The 17,770-nt window shown below is 62.7% G+C and carries 15 protein-coding genes; 9 read left to right on the forward strand and 6 right to left on the reverse strand.

Translation table 11 applies throughout. From position 1 onward, the window contains the following. Positions 1-157: 157 nt before the first annotated feature. Positions 158-1,120, reverse strand: coding sequence for a sugar-binding transcriptional regulator (locus tag AC1DXM_RS25020; protein ID WP_477237181.1), 963 nt, complete (start codon positions 1,118-1,120; stop codon positions 158-160). Between the two features lie 473 nt (positions 1,121-1,593). Between AC1DXM_RS25020 and AC1DXM_RS25025 the strand changes: the two genes are divergently transcribed. From AC1DXM_RS25025 to AC1DXM_RS25060, 8 genes are all read left to right on the forward strand, one after another. Further along, positions 1,594-2,577: an ABC transporter permease gene (locus AC1DXM_RS25025; protein WP_477237371.1), complete on the forward strand. Its 984-nt coding sequence runs from the start codon at positions 1,594-1,596 to the stop codon at positions 2,575-2,577. A gap of 111 nt (positions 2,578-2,688) precedes the next feature. Then, complete coding sequence (locus AC1DXM_RS25030; RefSeq protein WP_352584436.1) at positions 2,689-3,627, forward strand: sugar ABC transporter substrate-binding protein; 939 nt, start codon at positions 2,689-2,691, stop codon at positions 3,625-3,627. 29 nt (positions 3,628-3,656) lie between these two features. Beyond that, entirely contained in the window at positions 3,657-5,165 is a 1,509-nt protein-coding gene (locus tag AC1DXM_RS25035; RefSeq protein WP_477237183.1) for a sugar ABC transporter ATP-binding protein, read from the forward strand. A 110-nt stretch (positions 5,166-5,275) separates the two neighbouring features. Next, entirely contained in the window at positions 5,276-6,040 is a 765-nt protein-coding gene (locus AC1DXM_RS25040; RefSeq protein ID WP_477237185.1) for an SDR family oxidoreductase, read from the forward strand. Between the two features lie 8 nt (positions 6,041-6,048). Then, a complete protein-coding gene (locus tag AC1DXM_RS25045; RefSeq protein WP_477237187.1) occupies positions 6,049-6,834 on the forward strand; it encodes an SDR family oxidoreductase in 786 nt (261 codons plus the stop codon). Positions 6,835-7,241: 407 nt separating this feature from the next. Then, a complete protein-coding gene (locus tag AC1DXM_RS25050) occupies positions 7,242-8,216 on the forward strand; it encodes an ABC transporter substrate-binding protein (protein ID WP_477237189.1) in 975 nt (324 codons plus the stop codon). A gap of 72 nt (positions 8,217-8,288) precedes the next feature. Beyond that, entirely contained in the window at positions 8,289-9,368 is a 1,080-nt protein-coding gene (locus tag AC1DXM_RS25055; RefSeq protein ID WP_477237191.1) for a quaternary amine ABC transporter ATP-binding protein, read from the forward strand. Continuing rightward, entirely contained in the window at positions 9,365-11,344 is a 1,980-nt protein-coding gene (locus AC1DXM_RS25060) for an ABC transporter permease (protein WP_477237194.1), read from the forward strand. Before AC1DXM_RS25055 ends, AC1DXM_RS25060 begins: the two co-directional genes overlap by 4 nt. Positions 11,345-11,359: 15 nt before the next feature. Here the strand turns inward: AC1DXM_RS25060 and AC1DXM_RS25065 are convergent, their stop codons facing one another. Then, positions 11,360-12,718: an NAD(P)-binding domain-containing protein gene (locus AC1DXM_RS25065; RefSeq protein WP_477237196.1), complete on the reverse strand. Its 1,359-nt coding sequence runs from the start codon at positions 12,716-12,718 to the stop codon at positions 11,360-11,362. A 312-nt stretch (positions 12,719-13,030) separates the two neighbouring features. Here AC1DXM_RS25065 and AC1DXM_RS25070 point away from each other — a divergent pair, with 312 nt between their 5' ends. Next, positions 13,031-13,750 carry a helix-turn-helix domain-containing protein gene (locus AC1DXM_RS25070; RefSeq protein WP_477237198.1) on the forward strand — a complete coding sequence of 240 codons (720 nt, stop codon included), beginning with the start codon at positions 13,031-13,033 and terminating at the stop codon, positions 13,748-13,750. Between the two features lie 103 nt (positions 13,751-13,853). Here AC1DXM_RS25070 and AC1DXM_RS25075 read toward each other — a convergent pair whose 3' ends face one another. The 4 genes from AC1DXM_RS25075 to AC1DXM_RS25090 are packed head-to-tail and all read right to left on the reverse strand — an operon-like array spanning position 13,854 to position 17,636. Further along, a complete protein-coding gene (locus tag AC1DXM_RS25075) occupies positions 13,854-14,894 on the reverse strand; it encodes a heme-dependent oxidative N-demethylase family protein (RefSeq protein ID WP_477237200.1) in 1,041 nt (346 codons plus the stop codon). Positions 14,895-14,903: 9 nt separating this feature from the next. Next, the gene (locus AC1DXM_RS25080) at positions 14,904-15,869 is read right to left on the reverse strand and encodes a PDR/VanB family oxidoreductase (protein ID WP_477237202.1); all 966 of its coding nucleotides are present in this window, start codon (positions 15,867-15,869) and stop codon (positions 14,904-14,906) included. Beyond that, entirely contained in the window at positions 15,866-16,462 is a 597-nt protein-coding gene (locus tag AC1DXM_RS25085; RefSeq protein ID WP_477237204.1) for a dimethylamine monooxygenase subunit DmmA family protein, read from the reverse strand. The genes AC1DXM_RS25080 and AC1DXM_RS25085 overlap by 4 nt, the downstream gene beginning before the upstream one ends. 40 nt (positions 16,463-16,502) lie before the next feature. Continuing rightward, complete coding sequence (locus tag AC1DXM_RS25090; RefSeq protein WP_477237206.1) at positions 16,503-17,636, reverse strand: aminomethyl transferase family protein; 1,134 nt, start codon at positions 17,634-17,636, stop codon at positions 16,503-16,505. Positions 17,637-17,770 lie beyond the last annotated feature (134 nt).

Below are 17,770 nucleotides of genomic sequence, written 5' to 3' on the forward strand. Positions count from 1 at the left end.
CATCTCCCCCTCAAGGGGGGAGATCAGCTGTCCATCCGGTTTCGCCAATCTCCAACGTCGCAGAACTGGCGAGGCCGAGAAATTGCCAATCTTCCCCCTTGAGGGGGAGATGTCCGGCAGGACAGAGGGGGGTCGCGAAGGATCGCGACCTCTGAAATCAACGCCCGAGTAACCCCTTGGCCGCGTCCTCGTCGGTGATCAGCACCGAAATCCTGGTGTTGGCGAGTGCCGCGCGCATAACGGCGATCTTCTCCTGCCCGCCCGAAACCAGGATGATGTTTGGAATGTCGGACAGATCCTGCAGCGGATAGGCGCAGACACGGCGGTTGACCTCATGGTCGACCGGGCGGCCCTCGGCGTCGATGAAATGGCACAAGAGGTCGCCGACCGCGCCGGCGGCCTGCAACTCCTCGAGTTCGCTCGGCTTGATGAAGCCGTAATTGGCGATCGGACTGTCGTTGGAGAACGAGCCGACGCTGAGCACGGCGATGTTGGCCCGGCGCGCCCGGAAGACAACGTCCTGGACGCTGCGCTGGCTCATGAAGGCATCGCGCTGCTCGGGCTTGTCGGCATAGACCGGCACCGGCAGCAGGAAACATTCGGCACCGATCTTCTCGGCGAATTCCCAGGCGCTTTCGGTCGGGTTGAGCGGCTGTGCATGGGTGAGGCCGCCGAGCATCGAGACGACGGTGGTTCTGGCAATCGGTCGCCTCGGCAACTCATTGATGGCGAATTTCAGCGTGCGGCCCCAGCCCAGCGCAATGACATCGCCGGCATTGACGTTGTCGGCGAGATACGCGGCGGCGGCGTGGCCGATCATCAGCGGCGCGTTGCTGCGGTCGGCGGCCGACGGCACCACGACGGCCTGACTGAGTCCAAAACGCTGCTTGAGGCTTTCCTCAAGCTGGACGCATTCGACGACACTGTCGCGAATGCGGAACTGGACGATGCCCTCCTCGCGGGCGGCGGAGAGGATGCGGTGCACCTTGATGCGGCCGACGCCGAGGATCTCGGAAATGCGCTCCTGTGTCAGGCCCTCGACATAGTAATGCCAGGCAGCACGAGCCTTCAGTTCGGCATCGGGGAAGCGCGAGGCCTTCTCGTTTTCGACGGTCGCCATCTCTTGCCCTCCCACGGCCCTTCGGGGACCGCCTTATGCCATTCAGCCGTACAGCGTTGCGGCCGAACGGGCTGTAGCCGCTCGACTCACCTGGCAGCCAAGCTTCGCGACATCGACAAGACATCGTCCGCAACAAGAGATCAAACTCACAATGCTCAATACTTGCTTCGCATTGCTCGCTTGGCGTCACTTGGCCAGGCAAAATTATCTCACAGAGTTCAAAGGGATGAAAACCGTCCCACGGACAGTCACCCCAAGCCTCCCTCTGGAAAAACTGCCTCGCGACGCCAACTGGTGTTGCATGGCGTGACGGCACTTGACAATTTTCTGATGAACGGTTTAGCTGAACAAAATTGCATATCAAAGATAAATTGTTCACAAGGGAGGTGCCTGGTGAACAAGGGCGGACGGTGAGCCATCGCCATCCTGCTTGTGGAGGAGACGAAGTGGCCGTGAGCAACGATACAGGCGAATTGAAAGCCGCTACCGGCGCTCAAGGGGCTGCGGGCACGAAGCTGTCGGCGCTGTTTGCCGGAACGATGGGACCGTTGATCGGCCTAGTCCTGCTTTGCCTGGCGCTGACGCTGACCACCGACACATTCCTGACGATGCGCAACATCCTCAATGTGCTCGACCAGATCACCGTGCTCGGCATCATGGCGATCGGTATGACGCTGGTCATCCTGATCGGCGGCATCGATCTCTCGGTCGGCTCGGTGCTGGCGCTGGCCGCCATGGTGATGGGCTTCGTCGCCCACCCCGATTATCTCAATCTCGGCCTTGCGGCCGGCGTCATCGCCGGACTGGTCGTCGCCGGCCTTTGCGGACTGGTGTCCGGCCTGCTGGTGACCGTCACCCGGCTGCCGCCCTTCATCGCCACGCTGGCGATGATGTCGGTGGCGCGCGGTCTTGCCAACATGATCACCGACGGCTCGCAGATCGTCGGCTTCCCCGACTGGTTCACCAACTTGTCGATCATCCGCCATTTCGGCTTCCTGTCGGTCACCGTCGGGTTGATGATGGTGCTGGCGATCATCTTCGCCATCTTCCTCAACTACCGCGCCACCGGCCGCAGCCTTTACGCCATCGGCGGCAGCGCCGAGGTGGCGCGGCTCTCCGGCATTCCGGTGAAGTCGCTGACCAACTGGGTCTACGCGATCTGCGGCGTGCTTGCGGGTCTTGCCGGCATCGTGCTGGCGGCGCGGCTGGATTCGGTGCAACCGAGCTCCGGCCTCGGCTATGAGCTCGACACCATCGCCGCCGTGGTGATCGGAGGCGCCAGCCTGTCGGGCGGCGTCGGCTCGATCGGCGGCACCGCGGTCGGCGTGCTCATCATCGGCGTGCTGCGCAACGGGCTCAATTTGCTCGGTGTCTCGCCCTTCATCCAGCAGGTGGTGATCGGCGTGGTGATCGCGCTGGCGGTCGCCACCGATACCTGGCGTCGGCGAGCTCAATGAGGAATTCGCCCGGAGCGTCCGGGCGATAGACGGATCGGTCGATCCGAAACTGGGATGTTCCAAGGGGCGCGATGCGCTGGCGGGACAGTTAGACTATCAACGGAGGAAAACATGCTGACCAAACGTTCACTGCTGCTTGCCGCTGCCGCCATCATTCCGCTGCTTGGCCTGACCGACATGGCCTCGGCCAAGGAGGCCAAGAAGCTCGGCCTCGCCGTCGCCAATCTGCAGGCCGATTTCTTCAACCAGATCAAGCAGTCGGTCGAAGCCTACGGCAAGGAGAAGGGTATCGAGATCGTCACTGTCGACGCCAAGGGCGATTCGGCGACGCAGGTCAGCCAGGTACAGGATTTGATCACGCAGAACATCGACGCGCTGATCTATATTCCGGCCGGCGCCACCGCCGCCACCGTGCCGACCAAGACCGCCAAGGCTGCCGGCATTCCGGTGATCAATGTCGACCGCAACGCCGACGGCGCGCCCGGCGACACCTTCATCGCCACCAACAGTGTCGCCTCGGCGCAAGCGGTATGCGACTACATCGCCAAGCAGGCCGGCGGCAAAGGCGAGCTGATCATCATCCACGGCCAGAAGGGCACGACGCCGGAAGTCGACCGCTCGAAGGGATGCGGCGAAGCGCTGAAAGCCTACCCTGATATCAAAGTGGTCGGCGAATTGTGGAGCGAAGGTTGGCATCAGGACGAAGGTTTCAAGCTGACGCAGGATCTGCTGCAGTCGCATCCGGATGTCTCGATCGTCATCGGCCAGGCCGATGCGCTGGCACTGGGCGCGGCACAGGCGGTGAAGGTCGCCAATCCCGGCCACAAGGTCTGGGTTGCCGGCTTCGACGGCGACGTGGCGGCGCTGAAGGCGCTGAAGGACGGTGTGTTCGACGTCACCGCAACACAGCAGACGCAAGGCATGGGCCGGCTCGCCGTCGATGCGGCGATCAAGCTGGTGGCTGGCGAAAGCATTCCGGCCGAGCAGCTGCAGGATGCGACGCTGACCACCAAGGACAATGTCGAGCAGTTCATCGCCAAGCACCCATAACAGCTCCCACCGCGTAAGAGAGCGCCACGATGTCCACAGAGCCTCGCCACAGCGAAAGCCCGCATAACGGGCTCTTCGTCAACGGCCTCTGCAAGAGCTACGGACCGGTCCAGGTCCTGGCCGATGCGAGCTTCGAGGTGCGGCCGGGCGAGGTCGTGGCGCTGCTCGGCGAAAACGGCGCCGGCAAGTCGACGGTGTCGAACATCATCGCCGGCTCGACCAGACCCGACGCCGGCACCATCATCTGGCGGGGGAAGCCCTATTCCCCCGCCTCGCCTGCCGCGGCAATCGATGCCGGCGTCGGCATGATCCACCAGGAACTGAAGCTGCTGCCGGACCTGTCGGTGGCGGAAAACGTCTATGTCGGGCGCCTGCCGATGCGCGGCGGCCGCATCGACCGCACCGAGATGAACGCCAAGGCGTCGGCGCAGTTGAAACGGCTCGGCCTCGACGTCTCGCCCGAACGCAAGGTGCGCACGCTGCGCATCGCCGCCCAGCAGCAGGTCGAGATCGCCAAAGCGCTGACACTGAACGCCGAATTGCTGATCTTCGACGAGCCGACGGCAGCGCTTGGCGGCGAAGAGACGGAACTGTTGTTCCAGCAGATCCGCAAGTTGAAAGCCGAAGGCATGTCCTTCATCTATATCAGCCACCGTCTCGATGAGATCGCGCAGATTGCCGACCGCGTTGTGGTGATGCGCGATGGACGCATCGTCGCCCGCCACGAACGCGCCGACATCCCCGTGCGCACTGTGGTCGAGCAGATGGTCGGCCGCTCGGTCGAGCGGATGTTTCCGCATTTGTCGGCGCCGCGCGAAGAAACACTGCTCGAGGTCGAGAACCTGTCCTCGCCGGAGAAGAGCTTCAGCAATGTCTCCTTCTCGGTCAAAGCGGGCGAGATCCTCGGCATTGCCGGTCTGATCGGCGCCGGCCGCACCGAGCTGGTGCGGGCGATCGCCGGCGCCGATCCAATTTCCTCCGGCGCGGTACACGTTGCCGGGAAGCCGGTGCATCTCAGCGGACCGGCGGCGGCGATCAAAGCCGGCGTCGTGCTGGTGCCGGAAGACCGCAAGGCGCAAGGCGTGGTGCTGGACCAGACCATCGGTGAGAATCTGGCGTTCGGCAATTTCGACCATGTCGCGCCGAAGGGCTGGGTGTTTCCCAAAGCGGTGCAGAAATTCGCCGAGGCCGGCATCTCGCGGCTCGGGGTGAAGGGCAAGCCGAACCAGCCGGTCAGCAAACTGTCTGGCGGAAACCAGCAGAAGGTGATCATCGCCAAATGGGTGTCGCGGCCACCAAAGGTGTTCATCCTCGATGAGCCGACGCGCGGCATCGATGTCGGCGCGCGCGCGGCGATTTACGACGTCATCGCCGGCCTCGCCCGCTCCGGCATGGCGGTGGTGGTGGTGAGCTCCGACCTCGAGGAAGTGCTCGGCCTTTCCCACCGCGTGCTGGTGCTGAGCCGCGGCCGCCAGCGCGGCATTCTCGACCGCAGCGAAGCCAGCAATGTCGCGGTGATGGAACTCGCCACCAGTTGAGGGACAGGAATCGGAACAAAGCGCAGCAGGTGATATCCTCCCAGGCACCGGACCGCGCGGGGCGCTAACTCAAGGGTTGGCGCCCCTTCATTTCAAGGAGAGGGAGAGACATGACATTATTCGATCTCAGCGGCGACGTGGCGCTGGTGACAGGTGCGGGCAGCGGCATCGGGCAAGCCATCGCCATCGGGCTGGCGGAAGCCGGCGCCGACATTGCCTGTTTCGGCCATGCCTCCAAAGGCGGACTGGAAGAGACCGCGCACAAGATCGCCGCGCTCGGCCGCAAAGCGGTGGTGCTAGCCGGCACGGTGACGTCCGAAGACGACCTCGCGTCGGCGGTCGCGCGCACCGAGAAAGAACTCGGCGCGCTGACCATTGCCGTCAACAATGCCGGCATCGCCGGCGCCGAACCGGCGGAGACGATGCCGCTGGAAACCTGGCAGAAAATCTATCACGTCAATGTCAGCGGCGTGTTCCTGTCCTGCCAGGCCGAGGCGCGCGCCATGCTGGCGCGGCGCAAGGGCGCGATCGTCAACATCGCCTCGATGTCCGGCTCGATCGTCAATCGCGGCCTGACCCAGGCGCATTACAATTCGTCGAAGGCCGCCGTCATCCACATGTCGAAGAGCCTCGCCATGGAATGGGCCGATCGCGGCCTGCGCGTCAATGTGGTGAGCCCCGGCTACACGCTGACGCCGATGAACAAGCGGCCGGAAGTCGCCGAACAGATCAAGATCTTCGAGCGCGACACGCCAATGGGGCGCATGGCGACGCCGGAAGAGATGGTCGGCCCAACCGTGTTCCTGGCCAGCCGCGCCGCGAGTTTCGTCACCGGCATCGACCTGATCGTCGATGGCGGCTTTGTCTGCTGGTAGGAGAGAAAATGCAGAAGCAATTTGAAGGCAAGACGGCGGTTATCACCGGCGCCAGCGGCGGAATCGGTGCGGCGATGGCGAAGCGCTTTGCCGAGGAAGGTGCTGCGGTCGTGGTCAGCGCCATCGATGCCCGCGTCGAAGAGGTCGCCTCCAGCCTTAAAGCAGCGGGCGCCAAGGTGGCGTCGATGCGCATGGACGTGACCAAGAAGGATGAGGTCACCGCTCTTTACGACCTCGCCGAGAAGCAATTCGGCCGCGTCGACATTTCGGTGCAGAATGCCGGCGTCATCACCATCGCCCGGATCGAGGCGATGACCGAGGCCGAGTGGGACAAGGTGATGGCGGTCAACACCAAGGGCGTGTTCCTGTGCTGCCAGGAAGCGATCGCCCGCATCCGCAAGCATGGCGATGGCGGCCGGCTGATCAACACGGCATCAGGCCAGGCGCGGCAAGGCTTCATCTACACGCCGCATTACGCGGCGTCGAAGTTCGGCGTCGTCGGCATCACCCAAAGCCTGGCCAAGGAAGTGGCCAAGGAGAAGATCACCGTCAACGCGATCTGCCCCGGCATCATCGACACCGACATGTGGGCCTATAACGATGCCGCATGGGGCAAGCTTATGGGCGATTACAAGCCCGGAGAGTTGATGGCCGAGTGGGTGAAGAATATCCCGATGGGCCGCGCCGGCAGCGGCGAGGATGTTTCGGGCCTAGTCAGCTTCCTCGCCAGCAGCGACGCCACTTACATCACCGGCCAGACGATCAATGTCGATGGCGGCCTCATCATGTCGTAATCGGCAATCGAACAGTCTGAAATTCCGCAGTGCACGAGCCATGAGCCGTTGCGCCGCATGAACGTTGGTATATATAATTTCATCCCATGAAACAGCGATGGCGGGAATGGGGCTCGCCGGCCGAGATCATGGGACCTTGATGGCTCTGAAGTCACAGAGCGCCGCCGGAGCGGCGATCGATCCGTTGACGATTGCTCGCGCAGCAATCCATGCGATGCCATGATGCGGGCCCGTCCAGCATCATACCACCACCAGATTGAGCACCATTTCGCCTGCGCCGGCTGCGGCCGCCGCGATGGCATGGTGCGAACGCGCTTGCGTAACGACCCGCCTTTCCAACACAATCAAGAAAAGACGCAAGAAGGGAACGACTAAGAATTTCCACATGGTTTGACAGGAGAACAAGCATGTCATTTCGCAGTGTGATTTCGAGCCTATCAATGGGAGCCTTGGCACTTGCCTCGGCAAGTGTACTGACATCGGCGGCGCAAGCGGCCGCGCCTGAATCCAACGACCCGATCAAGATCGCGCTGTTCGACTGGACCAGCGTCAATCTCAACGCCAAGATCCTTGGCGGCATTTTGGAAAAGCTCGGCTACACCGTCGAATACCCGACCGCCGACTACCTCTCCAGCCTGACCACCGGCCTGACCAATGGTGACCTCGATGTCGGCCTGGAATTCTGGGACACGACCGCCGGCGAAGCCATGAAGGCGTCCGACGCGACCGGCCAGACCGAACGGCTCGGCAAGCTCGGACCGAAGGCCAAGGAAGAATGGTGGTTTCCCGAATATATGAAGGAGAAATGCCCCGGCCTGCCGAATTGGGAAGCGCTGAAGGACCCGAAATGCGCCGAGGCGTTCTCGACGGCGGAGACGGCGCCGAAGGGCCGCTATCTCGGCGGCCCGGTGACCTGGGAAGGCTTTGATGACGAGCGCGTCGAGGCGCTGAAGCTGCCCTTCACCGTTATCCATGCCGGCACCGACGCGGCGATGTTCGCCGAATTGGACTCGGCCTATCAGCGCAAGGCGCCGATCATGCTGTGGATCTATTCGCCGCACTGGGCGCCGGCCAAGTACAAGGGCGAATGGGTGCAATTCCCCGAATACACGCCGGAGTGCTACACCGACCCGAAATGGGGCACCAATCCCGACGCCAAATATGATTGCGGCAAGCCGCATGGCGAGATCTGGAAATACTCGTGGTCCGGCATGAAGGACAAATGGCCGGTCGCCTACAAGGTCGCCAAGGCCTACACCGTCGACACCGACGAGCTCAACAAGATGAGCGGCGAGATCGACCTCGGCGGCAAGACGCCTGAAGACGTCGCCGCCGCCTGGATCGCCGCCCATGAGGCCGACTGGAAAGCCTGGGCGCAGTGATCGTTCCGACTGGAGGCCAGACCCGGCCGTAGCGGCCGGGTCTATTTCCCTATTTTCCAGAAGGACCATTGGATGACGGAAGCGACTGAACCGCAGGCAGTTGGCACGCCAAAGGAGGCGCGGCCGATAAAGCTTGCCTGCCGCAATGTCTGGAAGCTGTTCGGATCGAACGCCGCGAACTTCATTCGCGAGCGCGACGGCAAGGCCAGCATGGCCGATGTCACTGCCGCCGGACTGGTCGGAGCGGTCCGCGCCGTCGATCTCGAAATACGCCAGGGCGAGATCTTCATCATCATGGGGCTGTCCGGCTCCGGGAAATCGACGCTGGTGCGCTGCATGTCGAGGCTGGTCGAGCCGACGCACGGCAAGGTCGAGTTCGAAGGCAATGATCTGCTCAAGATTTCCGATGCCGCGCTGATCGAACTGCGGCGCCATCGCATGGGCATGGTGTTCCAGAATTTCGCGCTGCTGCCGCATCTCAATGTGCTGGAGAACATCGCCTTCCCGCTCAGCATCCAGGGGCAGGATCGGCCGACACGCGAAGCACGCGCCCGCGAAGTCATCGAGCTCGTTGGCTTGCGCGGTCGCGAGCATTTCTATCCGCGCGAGCTCTCCGGCGGCCAGCAGCAACGTGTCGGCATTGCCCGCAGTCTCGCGACCAAGCCGGAGATCTGGTTCCTCGACGAGCCGTTCTCGGCGCTCGATCCGCTGATCCGCCGCGAGATGCAGGACGAATTGATGCGGCTGCAAACCATGCTGCACAAAACCATCGTCTTCATCACCCATGATTTCGATGAGGCGATCAGGCTCGCCGACCGCATCGCCATCATGAAGGATGGCGAGGTCATCCAGATCGGCACGCCGGAACAGCTGGTGGTCAATCCGGCGACCGACTATGTCGCGGAATTCACCCGCGACGTCGACCGCGCCAAGGTGATTTCCGCGCGCAGCCTGATGCGCGCCTGCGACGGCTCGGAACATGGCGGCACGGTTTCGCCCGATGCCAAGATCGCCAGTTTCTCCGCCAGCATCGTAGCGTCAGGCAAGCCGTTCGCCGTGGTCAACGGCACCGGCAAGCCGATCGGCGAAGTGACGCCGCAAGCGGTGATCGGGCTGCTGGCCGGCCTGGACAAACCGAGAGCCGGCGCATGACGGTAACGGCAAGCGCCAGCGAAACGAGGCCGCCGGTTCAGCGCTGGCTGCTGGTCTGGGCACTGGCACTTGCCGCCGTGCTGGTGGTGTTCCTGCTGCAGGACCGGCTACCCTGGGCCGTCAACTATCCGGCCGAGGCGGTTGTCCCGGTCGCCGACTGGGTCAGCGCGCTGATGCGCTGGATCAAGTCGAACTTTTCGTGGCTGACGCGCTCGATCACCGCGGTGCTCGGCGTTCCCCTCGATTTCGCGCTCAATCTGCTCGCCAAGAGCTTCAAGATCGGCCACGGCGCGGATGCCTATGTTCTGCCTCGCTTGTCCTGGGTCGGCGTCTGCGCCGCCGCGTACCTCGCCGGCCATGCCGCAGGCGGCCGCAAACTCGGCCTGCTGGTCGGCGGCTGTTTCCTCTACATCGCTCTGTTCGGCCAATGGACCAGCGCCATGCTGACGCTGGCGCTGATTTCCATCGCGGTGCCGTTCTGCATCGTCACCGGGCTGTTCGCCGGCATCTGGGCCTGGCGTAAGCCATGGGCCGAGAGGCTGATCATCTCCCCTGCCCTTGACCTGATGCAGACCATCCCGACCTTCGCTTACCTCATCCCGATGCTACTCCTGTTCGGCAACAGTCCGGTGTCGGCGATGATCGCTACCGCCATTTTTGCCACACCGCCAATGGTGCGGGCGACGATGCTGGGTCTCGCGCGCGTGCCGTCCGAGATCGATGATTTCAGCGAGATGGCCGGTTGCACGGCGCGGCAGAAATTGTGGCGAGTGCTGCTGCCCTCGGCGCGGCCGACACTGATGGTCGGCGTCAACCAGGTGATCATGCTGGCGCTGAACATGGTCATCATCGCCTCGATGATCGGCGCCGGCGGCCTCGGCTACGACGTGCTGCTCGCGCTGCGCGCGCTGAAGGTCGGCGAGGCGATGGAAGCCGGCCTTGCCATCGTGGCTTTGGCTATCGCGCTCGACCGGCTGAGCCAGGCCATCGCCCACAAGCAGGCGAAAGGCCAGACGCATCAGGCGGTGAGCCCGGTCTTCTGGCGGCGCTACCCCAACCTGACGCTGGCCGTCGCGATCCTTGCCGCCACCACGCTTCTCAGTCTCTATGTGCCGGCCTTCGCGGCGGTGCCGAAGGCGATCACCTTCACCACCGCGCCTTTGTGGAAGGCGGCGGTGAACTGGGTGACGATCAACTTCTTCGACGTGATCGAGGCGTTTCGCGTGGCACTGATCCTCAACGTGCTCAACCCGCTGCGCGCCTTCTGCGAAGGCTTTCCGTGGCTCGGCGCGGTGGCCCTGCTCGGCCTTGCCGGCTACCACTTAGGCGGCCTCCGCCTCGCCGCTTTGGTCGCGGCGTTGACCGCTTTCTGCGCCATCACCGGTCTCTGGGAAAAGACCATGGCGACGGTTTATCTCTGCGGCATCTCGGCCTTCATCGCTTGCCTGATCGGCATTCCGATTGGCCTGCTGGCCGCGCGCAGCGACCGGTTCGAAAAGATCGTCACGCCCATCATCGACACGCTGCAAGTGCTGCCGTCCTTCTGCTTCATCATTCCGGTGGTGATGCTGTTTCGGGTCGGCGACGTCACCGCCATGATCGCCACGATCGCCTTCGCCGTGGTGCCGGCGATCCGCTACACCAACCACGGCATCCGCCAGGTGCCGCCGGCATTGATCGAGGCGGCCAAGGTGTCGGGCTGCACACCGCGCCAGACTTTCTTCCGCGTGCAACTGCCGCTGGCGCTGCCGGAGATCATGCTGGGGATCAACCAGACCATCCTGATGGCGCTGGCGATGATCATCATCTGTGCCATGGTAGGCACACGCGATCTCGGCCAGGAGGTGTTCATCGCTCTGTCCAAGGCCGATTCCGGGCGCGGCATCGTCGCAGGCCTGGCCATCGCCTTCATCGGCATCGTCGCCGACCGGCTGTTCAACGCCTGGACGGCGAAGGCGCGAGCAAGGCTGGGGTAGTGTGCGGTGCGACGGCTATTCCGCCGCCACTCCTTTGACCTCGAGATAGCTCTCCATCGAATCGTCCAGTGCCTGCAGCCAGGGCGTATGATGCAGCGGCGCCATGGTGCCGGTCATCAGCGAGCGGTAGGCGTGGTCGCGGAAGCTCATAATGTCTTCTGCCTTGTGGTGCTCCCACTCCATGAACGTCTGGTTGACCGCCTCGACGTCGAAGCCGGGATAGTCGGTCTGGTCCATCAGTTCCCTGGTGTAGTCGCCCTGGAACCAGATCATATGTTCGGCGTCTTCGAGCGTCTCCTCGCGGGCGCGCCATTTTGCGCTGTGCTCGGCCATCGCTTGCGACGACGGCAGCTTGATGCGGCCCATGATGACGTCGCGGGCGAACCACGCCTGGGCGTCGAACATATTGAAGGTGTAGAACTGGTCCTGCATGCCGATATAGGAAAGCTTTGTGTTCTTCTCCCAGACGACGCCCTCATAGAGGTCGAGCGGCCACATGCGATTGGCGGTCTTGAGTTTCAGGTCGTCGGTGAGGAAGGGGAAGGAATGGAGATAGCCGGTGCACAGGATGATGGCGTCGACGTCCTTTGTCGTGCCGTCCTTGAAATGCGCCGTCTTGCCGACGACCTTCTGCAACAGCGGCACTTCTTTCCAGTTCTCCGGCCATTTGAAGCCCATCGGCTTGGAGCGGTAGCTGGAGGTGATCGATTTGGCGCCGTACTTGTAGCATTGCGAGCCGATGTCCTCGGCCGAATACGAACGGCCGATGATCAGGATATCCTTGCCCTTGAACTCCATCGCGTCGCGGAAATCATGGCTGTGCAGGATGCGGCCGTTGAAGGTGGAGAAGCCTTCGAAATAGGGAACGTTCGGCACGGAGAAGTGACCGGACGCGACAACGACATAGTCGAACTCCTCGGAATAGGTCACGTCGTTGGTGCGGTCATGCGCGGTGACGGTGAATTTCTTCGTCACGTCCGAGAAGGTCACCATGCGCACCGGGCTGTTGAAGCGCACCCATTTGCGCAGGCCGGATTTCTCGACGCGGCCCTTGATGTAATCCCACAAAACGGCGCGCGGCGGGTAGGAGCCGATCGGCCGGCCGAAATGCTCCTCGAATGTGTAGTCGGCGAACTCCAGGCATTCCTTCGGCCCGTTCGACCAGAGGTAGCGGTACATCGAGCCGTGGACAGGGTCGCCATGCTCGTCGAGGCCGGTGCGCCAGGTGTAGTTCCACAGGCCGCCCCAGTCGGACTGCTTTTCGAAGCAGACGATTTCGGGAATTGCGGCACCCTTGTCTTCAGCCGATTTGAAGGCCCTCAACTGGGCCAGGCCGGATGGCCCGGCTCCAATGACGGCAACGCGAGTGTTCATGGCAGGCCTCCCGGTCTCATTTCAACTTTGACGCAATTCCTGAGGGAAAACCGTTTCACGCTTTCCCAGGATTGCTCTTACGAAACAAATTTCACTCACAGTGACAGTAATTGCCCCTTCGATGCTGTCAACAGGGCTTGTGGCGAAACCGCGTTTCCTCCCGGAGGATTTTCCGCAAAAACCGATGACAGCGCAAATCCGGACCCGACACCATTCGACTTAAGGGGCTTGCTGTCGTGGTTGCGTTTCTGTATCGGCAGCGAATATGTTCACCTTGAGTGAAATAAATCTGCGATTCTTGGGAGCGGCGACATGGCGAAGACAGCATCCGATCTCAAGCCCGGGGCAGCTCCGGCCAAGGCAAAGCCGCTGGCGAAGGTCTCGGCGGACGGGAAGACCATTCGCACGCCGCTGACGCAGAACCCGCACGCCATCCGCGACACGCGCGAAAAGGTGCTGGAGGTGGCGATCGGCCGCGAGGTGCGCGCTTTCCGCAAGAAGCTCGGCATCACCGTCGCCGATCTGGCGGTCGCCACCGACATTTCGCTGGGCATGCTGTCCAAGATCGAGAACGGCATCACCTCGCCATCGCTGACCACGCTGCAGGCGCTGTCGCGAGCGCTCGGCGTTCCCGTCACCGCCTTCTTCCGCCGTTTCGAAGAGGAGCGCAGCGCCGTCTTCGTCAAAGCCGGCGAAGGCCTCGATGTCGAGCGCCGTGGCACGCGCGCCGGCCACCAGTACAATCTGCTCGGCCATATCGGCTCCAACACCAGCGGCGTCGTCGTCGAGCCCTATCTGATCACGCTGACCGAGGATTCGGATGTGTTTCCGACCTTCCAGCATGAGGGTATGGAGTTCCTCTATATGCTCGAGGGCGAGGTGGTTTACCGCCACGGCAGCAACCTCTATCCGATGAAGCCGGGCGACAGCCTGTTCTTCGACGCCGACGCGCCGCATGGGCCCGAGCAGCTGACGAAACTGCCGATGCGGTATTTGTCGATTATCTGTTATCCGCAGAACAGTGCGGGTTAGCCGGACCGCCGCAGCCCCCTCACCCGGATTGCCAAGACCGAATTGTAAAGAGCAATTCGGGGCAATCCGACCTCTCCCCGAGGGGAGAGGAGTCTGGCGTGCTCTAATCCGGCCCAAACCCCGGTGACGTCGCGCTCCCATCATCCAGCTTCGACAGCCATTCGACCAGCGTCGGCCGATACCGCGTCAGCCCCTTGTAAGTCGCCAGTTCCTCCGGCAGGTCGCGGATGACGCGGTGCAGGCGGCGCGCCCATTTCGGCTGCGTCACCAGCTCGTCCATCTTGATCAGATAGCAGCGGATCGGGAAGACGATACCGTTCGAGCGCGGCAGGCGCCAGAAGCTCTGCAGTTCGACGCGCAGATGCACCTTGTCGCCGACATTGTCGGGCGTCACCGTGGTCCGGTCCGGACCCCATTTGTGATAGTTCTCGGGGCTGGTGTCGAGGCGCGGATTGATGGTCATCGTCCAGTTCAGACGCCGCGCCGGCTTGCCTTGCTGGATGTTGGTGAGGAATTTCAGCGCCCGGACAAAAATCCCCTTCTCATGCGCCAACGGCACCGGCGCATGCCATTCGAAGAAGTTCATGCCGATGTCGAAATCGAGCGACCAGTCGGCCTGGGTGGTGACCATGCCGGCATCCATCCACAGATTGCCGTCGCGCTGGTCGAGAATGCAGAAATCGCCCTGGCTCTGGCGGGTGATGTACTCCATCGGCCCGTAAGGCAGCGTCGAGGTGTCGCCGAAGGTGAAGGTGTCGTCGATGCCGAGCGGCCGGTTGATCCAGCGCCAGCGATCACCGTCGCGGGTCAGCGTGAAATGCTCGGGATAGCCAAGCGCCTGCTGCTCCATCAAAAGTTCCAGCAGATCCCAGCCGGCCAGCGTCATATGCGGCAGCGACTGACAGCGCAACGGATCCTCGGCCAGCACCAAAGCGCGGTCCTGCATTTCGGCGACATAGTGCTCGTCGACATCGATCAGGTTTTCCAGAACGCTGCCCTTGGGGCCAACGACATGCGGTTCGATGTTGACCGCATACATGTAGCTGTCTTCGTGGAACGGGAACGGAAACCGCCTGATGTGCTCCGGGCTGTTCCGGAAGGTGAAATCGTCGCGGAACGTTTCCTTGCGAAAGGTGATGCCCATGATTTCCTCCTACCGCTCCAAGACCAGCGACTTACCTTCGAAGCGCGACACGCACGGCATGATCTTGCAGCCGGAACGGTGGTCTTCCTCGCTCAGCCAGTGGTCGTTGTGGATGAACTTGCCATCGTATGAGATGACGTTGGTCTCGCACTGGCCGCAGACACCGCCGCGGCAGAGATAGGGCGGATCGACGCCGGCCGCCTCGATGGCTTCGAGCAGACTCTGCTGCTCGCCGACGCGGATGGTCTTGCCGCTGACGGCAAGTGTGACGTCGAACGGCAGGCCGGGCTGGGGTGCTGCGAAATGTTCGTAGTGCACGGTCTCCGGCGGCCAGCCCAGTTCTGCCGCGCGGGCTCGTACCCAGTTTATCATGCCGGCCGGGCCGCAGACATAGAGATGCGTGCCGAGCGGCTGCGAGGACAAGAGACGGTCGAGTTCGATGCGCTCGTCCAGATCGTCGTGATAGAGCCGGATGCGGCGGCCATAGCGCTCCTGCAGCACATCGGCATAGGTGCCGAGTGAAGCGGTGCGGCAGGTGTAGTGCAGTTCGAAATTGCCGCCTGAGCCGGCAAGCTGCGCGGTCTGCGCCATGAACGGCGTGATGCCGATGCCGCCGGCCAGCATCAGATGTTTCTTTGCCCTGAGGTCGAGCGAGAACAGGTTGACGGGATAGCTGACCACCATCTCCAGGCCGGGCTTGACCGACCGGTGCATGAACAGCGAACCGCCGCGGCCGACATCGTCGCGGCGCACCGAGATGGTGTATTCGCGGGTGTCGAGCGGCGAGCCCATCAGCGAATAGGGGTTGAGCCTTGTGAGGTCGCCATCGCGCATCTCGACCACGACATGGGCGCCGCCGGAAAAGGTCGGCAACAGTTCGCCGTCGCGGCGGCGGAAATGGAAGCGGGTGACGAGGTCGTTGACCGGGACGACATCGCTGACAACGACATCGAGCTTGGTGGTGCCGGTGCTCATGGGAAGGCCTCCTCGACAGGAGGAATTTCACTGCGGTCCTCGGCGTTGATGCAAACGCCCTGGAAGGCGGCGAGACGCCTTGAATAGTGGTCGCGCACCAGAAGCAGCAGGCCGCAATGCGAACAGGTCGCCGGCTGCGTCGTCACGTTTTCCGTGATGCCCTTGCAGTGCACGCACTGCATGCGCCGCGCCAGCGAGCCGCGGTGTTCGGTCTGCATCGAGGTGTGGTCGATGCCGGCTTCGAGCGCCACCTGCATCGCCTGGCCGATCAGCCCTTCGGTGCCGGCGAGATAGAGGCGCAGGCCCATATGGGCGTTGGCCAGCGTCTGCTTCAGCCGCGGCAGCAGGCTGGCGAAGGACGGCGCGACGTGGAACTGCGCCGGCCTCAATGCTTCGAGGGCTGCGACATGCTTGCCGTCGGGACCGGGAATGAAGACGATCTCGGCCCCATCGAAGAAACCAAGCGGGGCCGTCTTTGCCATATCGACGATCGCCAGCGCGCCCTCCGCATCCGCCACGAAAAGATGATGCTTGCCGGGCTGCGGAGACAGGGTTCCGTAAATTGGCCGGCTGATGATCGTCTTGGCTGCCATACTCTCTTTGTGCCCTAAATCCCTCGCTGTCGATTGTGCCTCAACCCTTGGCGGTGCGCTTGGTCTTTTTGGGATCGTCGAAGGGCAGCGGCTGCGCCGTCGCCTTGATCGAACCGCTCTTGTTGCGGATCTCGAGCTTGGTGTCCTTGACCGCGCAGTCGACGTCGAGGCGAGCGATGCCCATCGATTTCTTGACCAGCGGCGAATACATGGCGCAGGTCACTACGCCGACCTTCTTTCCGTCGCGATAGACCGGCGCGCCCTCGTCAGCCGGCTCCTTGCCGTCGAGCAGAACGCCATAGATCTTGAAGCGTTCCTTGCCTTTCAGCCGATAATGCTCCTCCGCGCCGCGGAAGCCGGTTTTCCCTGGACTGACGGTGAAGTCGAGGCCGAGTTCCCACAGCGTGTCGCCGGGGCCTTCATTCTCGAACGGATACTTTTGGGAATTATCGTAGGGATAGAACAAAAGGTAGCTTTCGACGCGCAGCATATCCAGCGTGGTGAAGCGGCAGGGAATGATGCCGGCGCTCTTGCCCTCGTCGAGAATCCCGTCCCAGATCGTGCCGGCATCCTGGCCCCGGCAGAAGATTTCGTAGCCGCGCTCGCCGGTATAGCCGGTGCGCGAGATCATCACCGGGAAACCGAAGAGCTGCGTCTGCATGTGATGGAAGTAGTTGAGATCGCGGATGCCTGGCACGTGCTTTGAGAGATAGTCGACCGCGGTCGGCCCCTGCAGCGACAGATCGTGCAGATTGTCGTCGAAGCGCAGCGAGACGTCGCGGCCGACGGAAGCGCGCTGCAGTTCCTCATGGCCGGTGCCCGAACCGTGCACCACCATCCAGGCATTCGGGCCGGTGCGGTAGAGGATGCAGTCGTCGGTGAATTTTCCGGCCTCGTTCAGCATGCAGGCATAGGCCGACTTGCCAGGATAGATCTTTTCGACGTCGCGCGTGGTGGCGAGGTCGATGAGGTGTGAGGCATGCGGCCCGGTGATGTGAACCTTCTTCAGGCCCGACACATCCATCAGCCCGGCTTTGGTGCGGATGGCAGTGTATTCCTCGTCGGCATCCTTGTCATAGGTCCAGGCGGTACCCATGCCGCTCCAGTCTTCGAGCTTCGAGCCTAGCGCGCGATGGCGATCCGCCAAGGTCGAAAATCTCCAGGATGCCGTCATCCGCTAATCCTCCGTTCGAAAATTCTGTGCTGTTCCCTGCCCCTCGCACTGCTGCGGGCGCTTTGGGTGGAATATTGATCGCAAACGTTCGGGCGCTGCAATACCCGTAAGCAAATAATTTCATTGTCAGGCAA

Source organism: Mesorhizobium sp. P3_A2 (assembly GCF_056403115.1).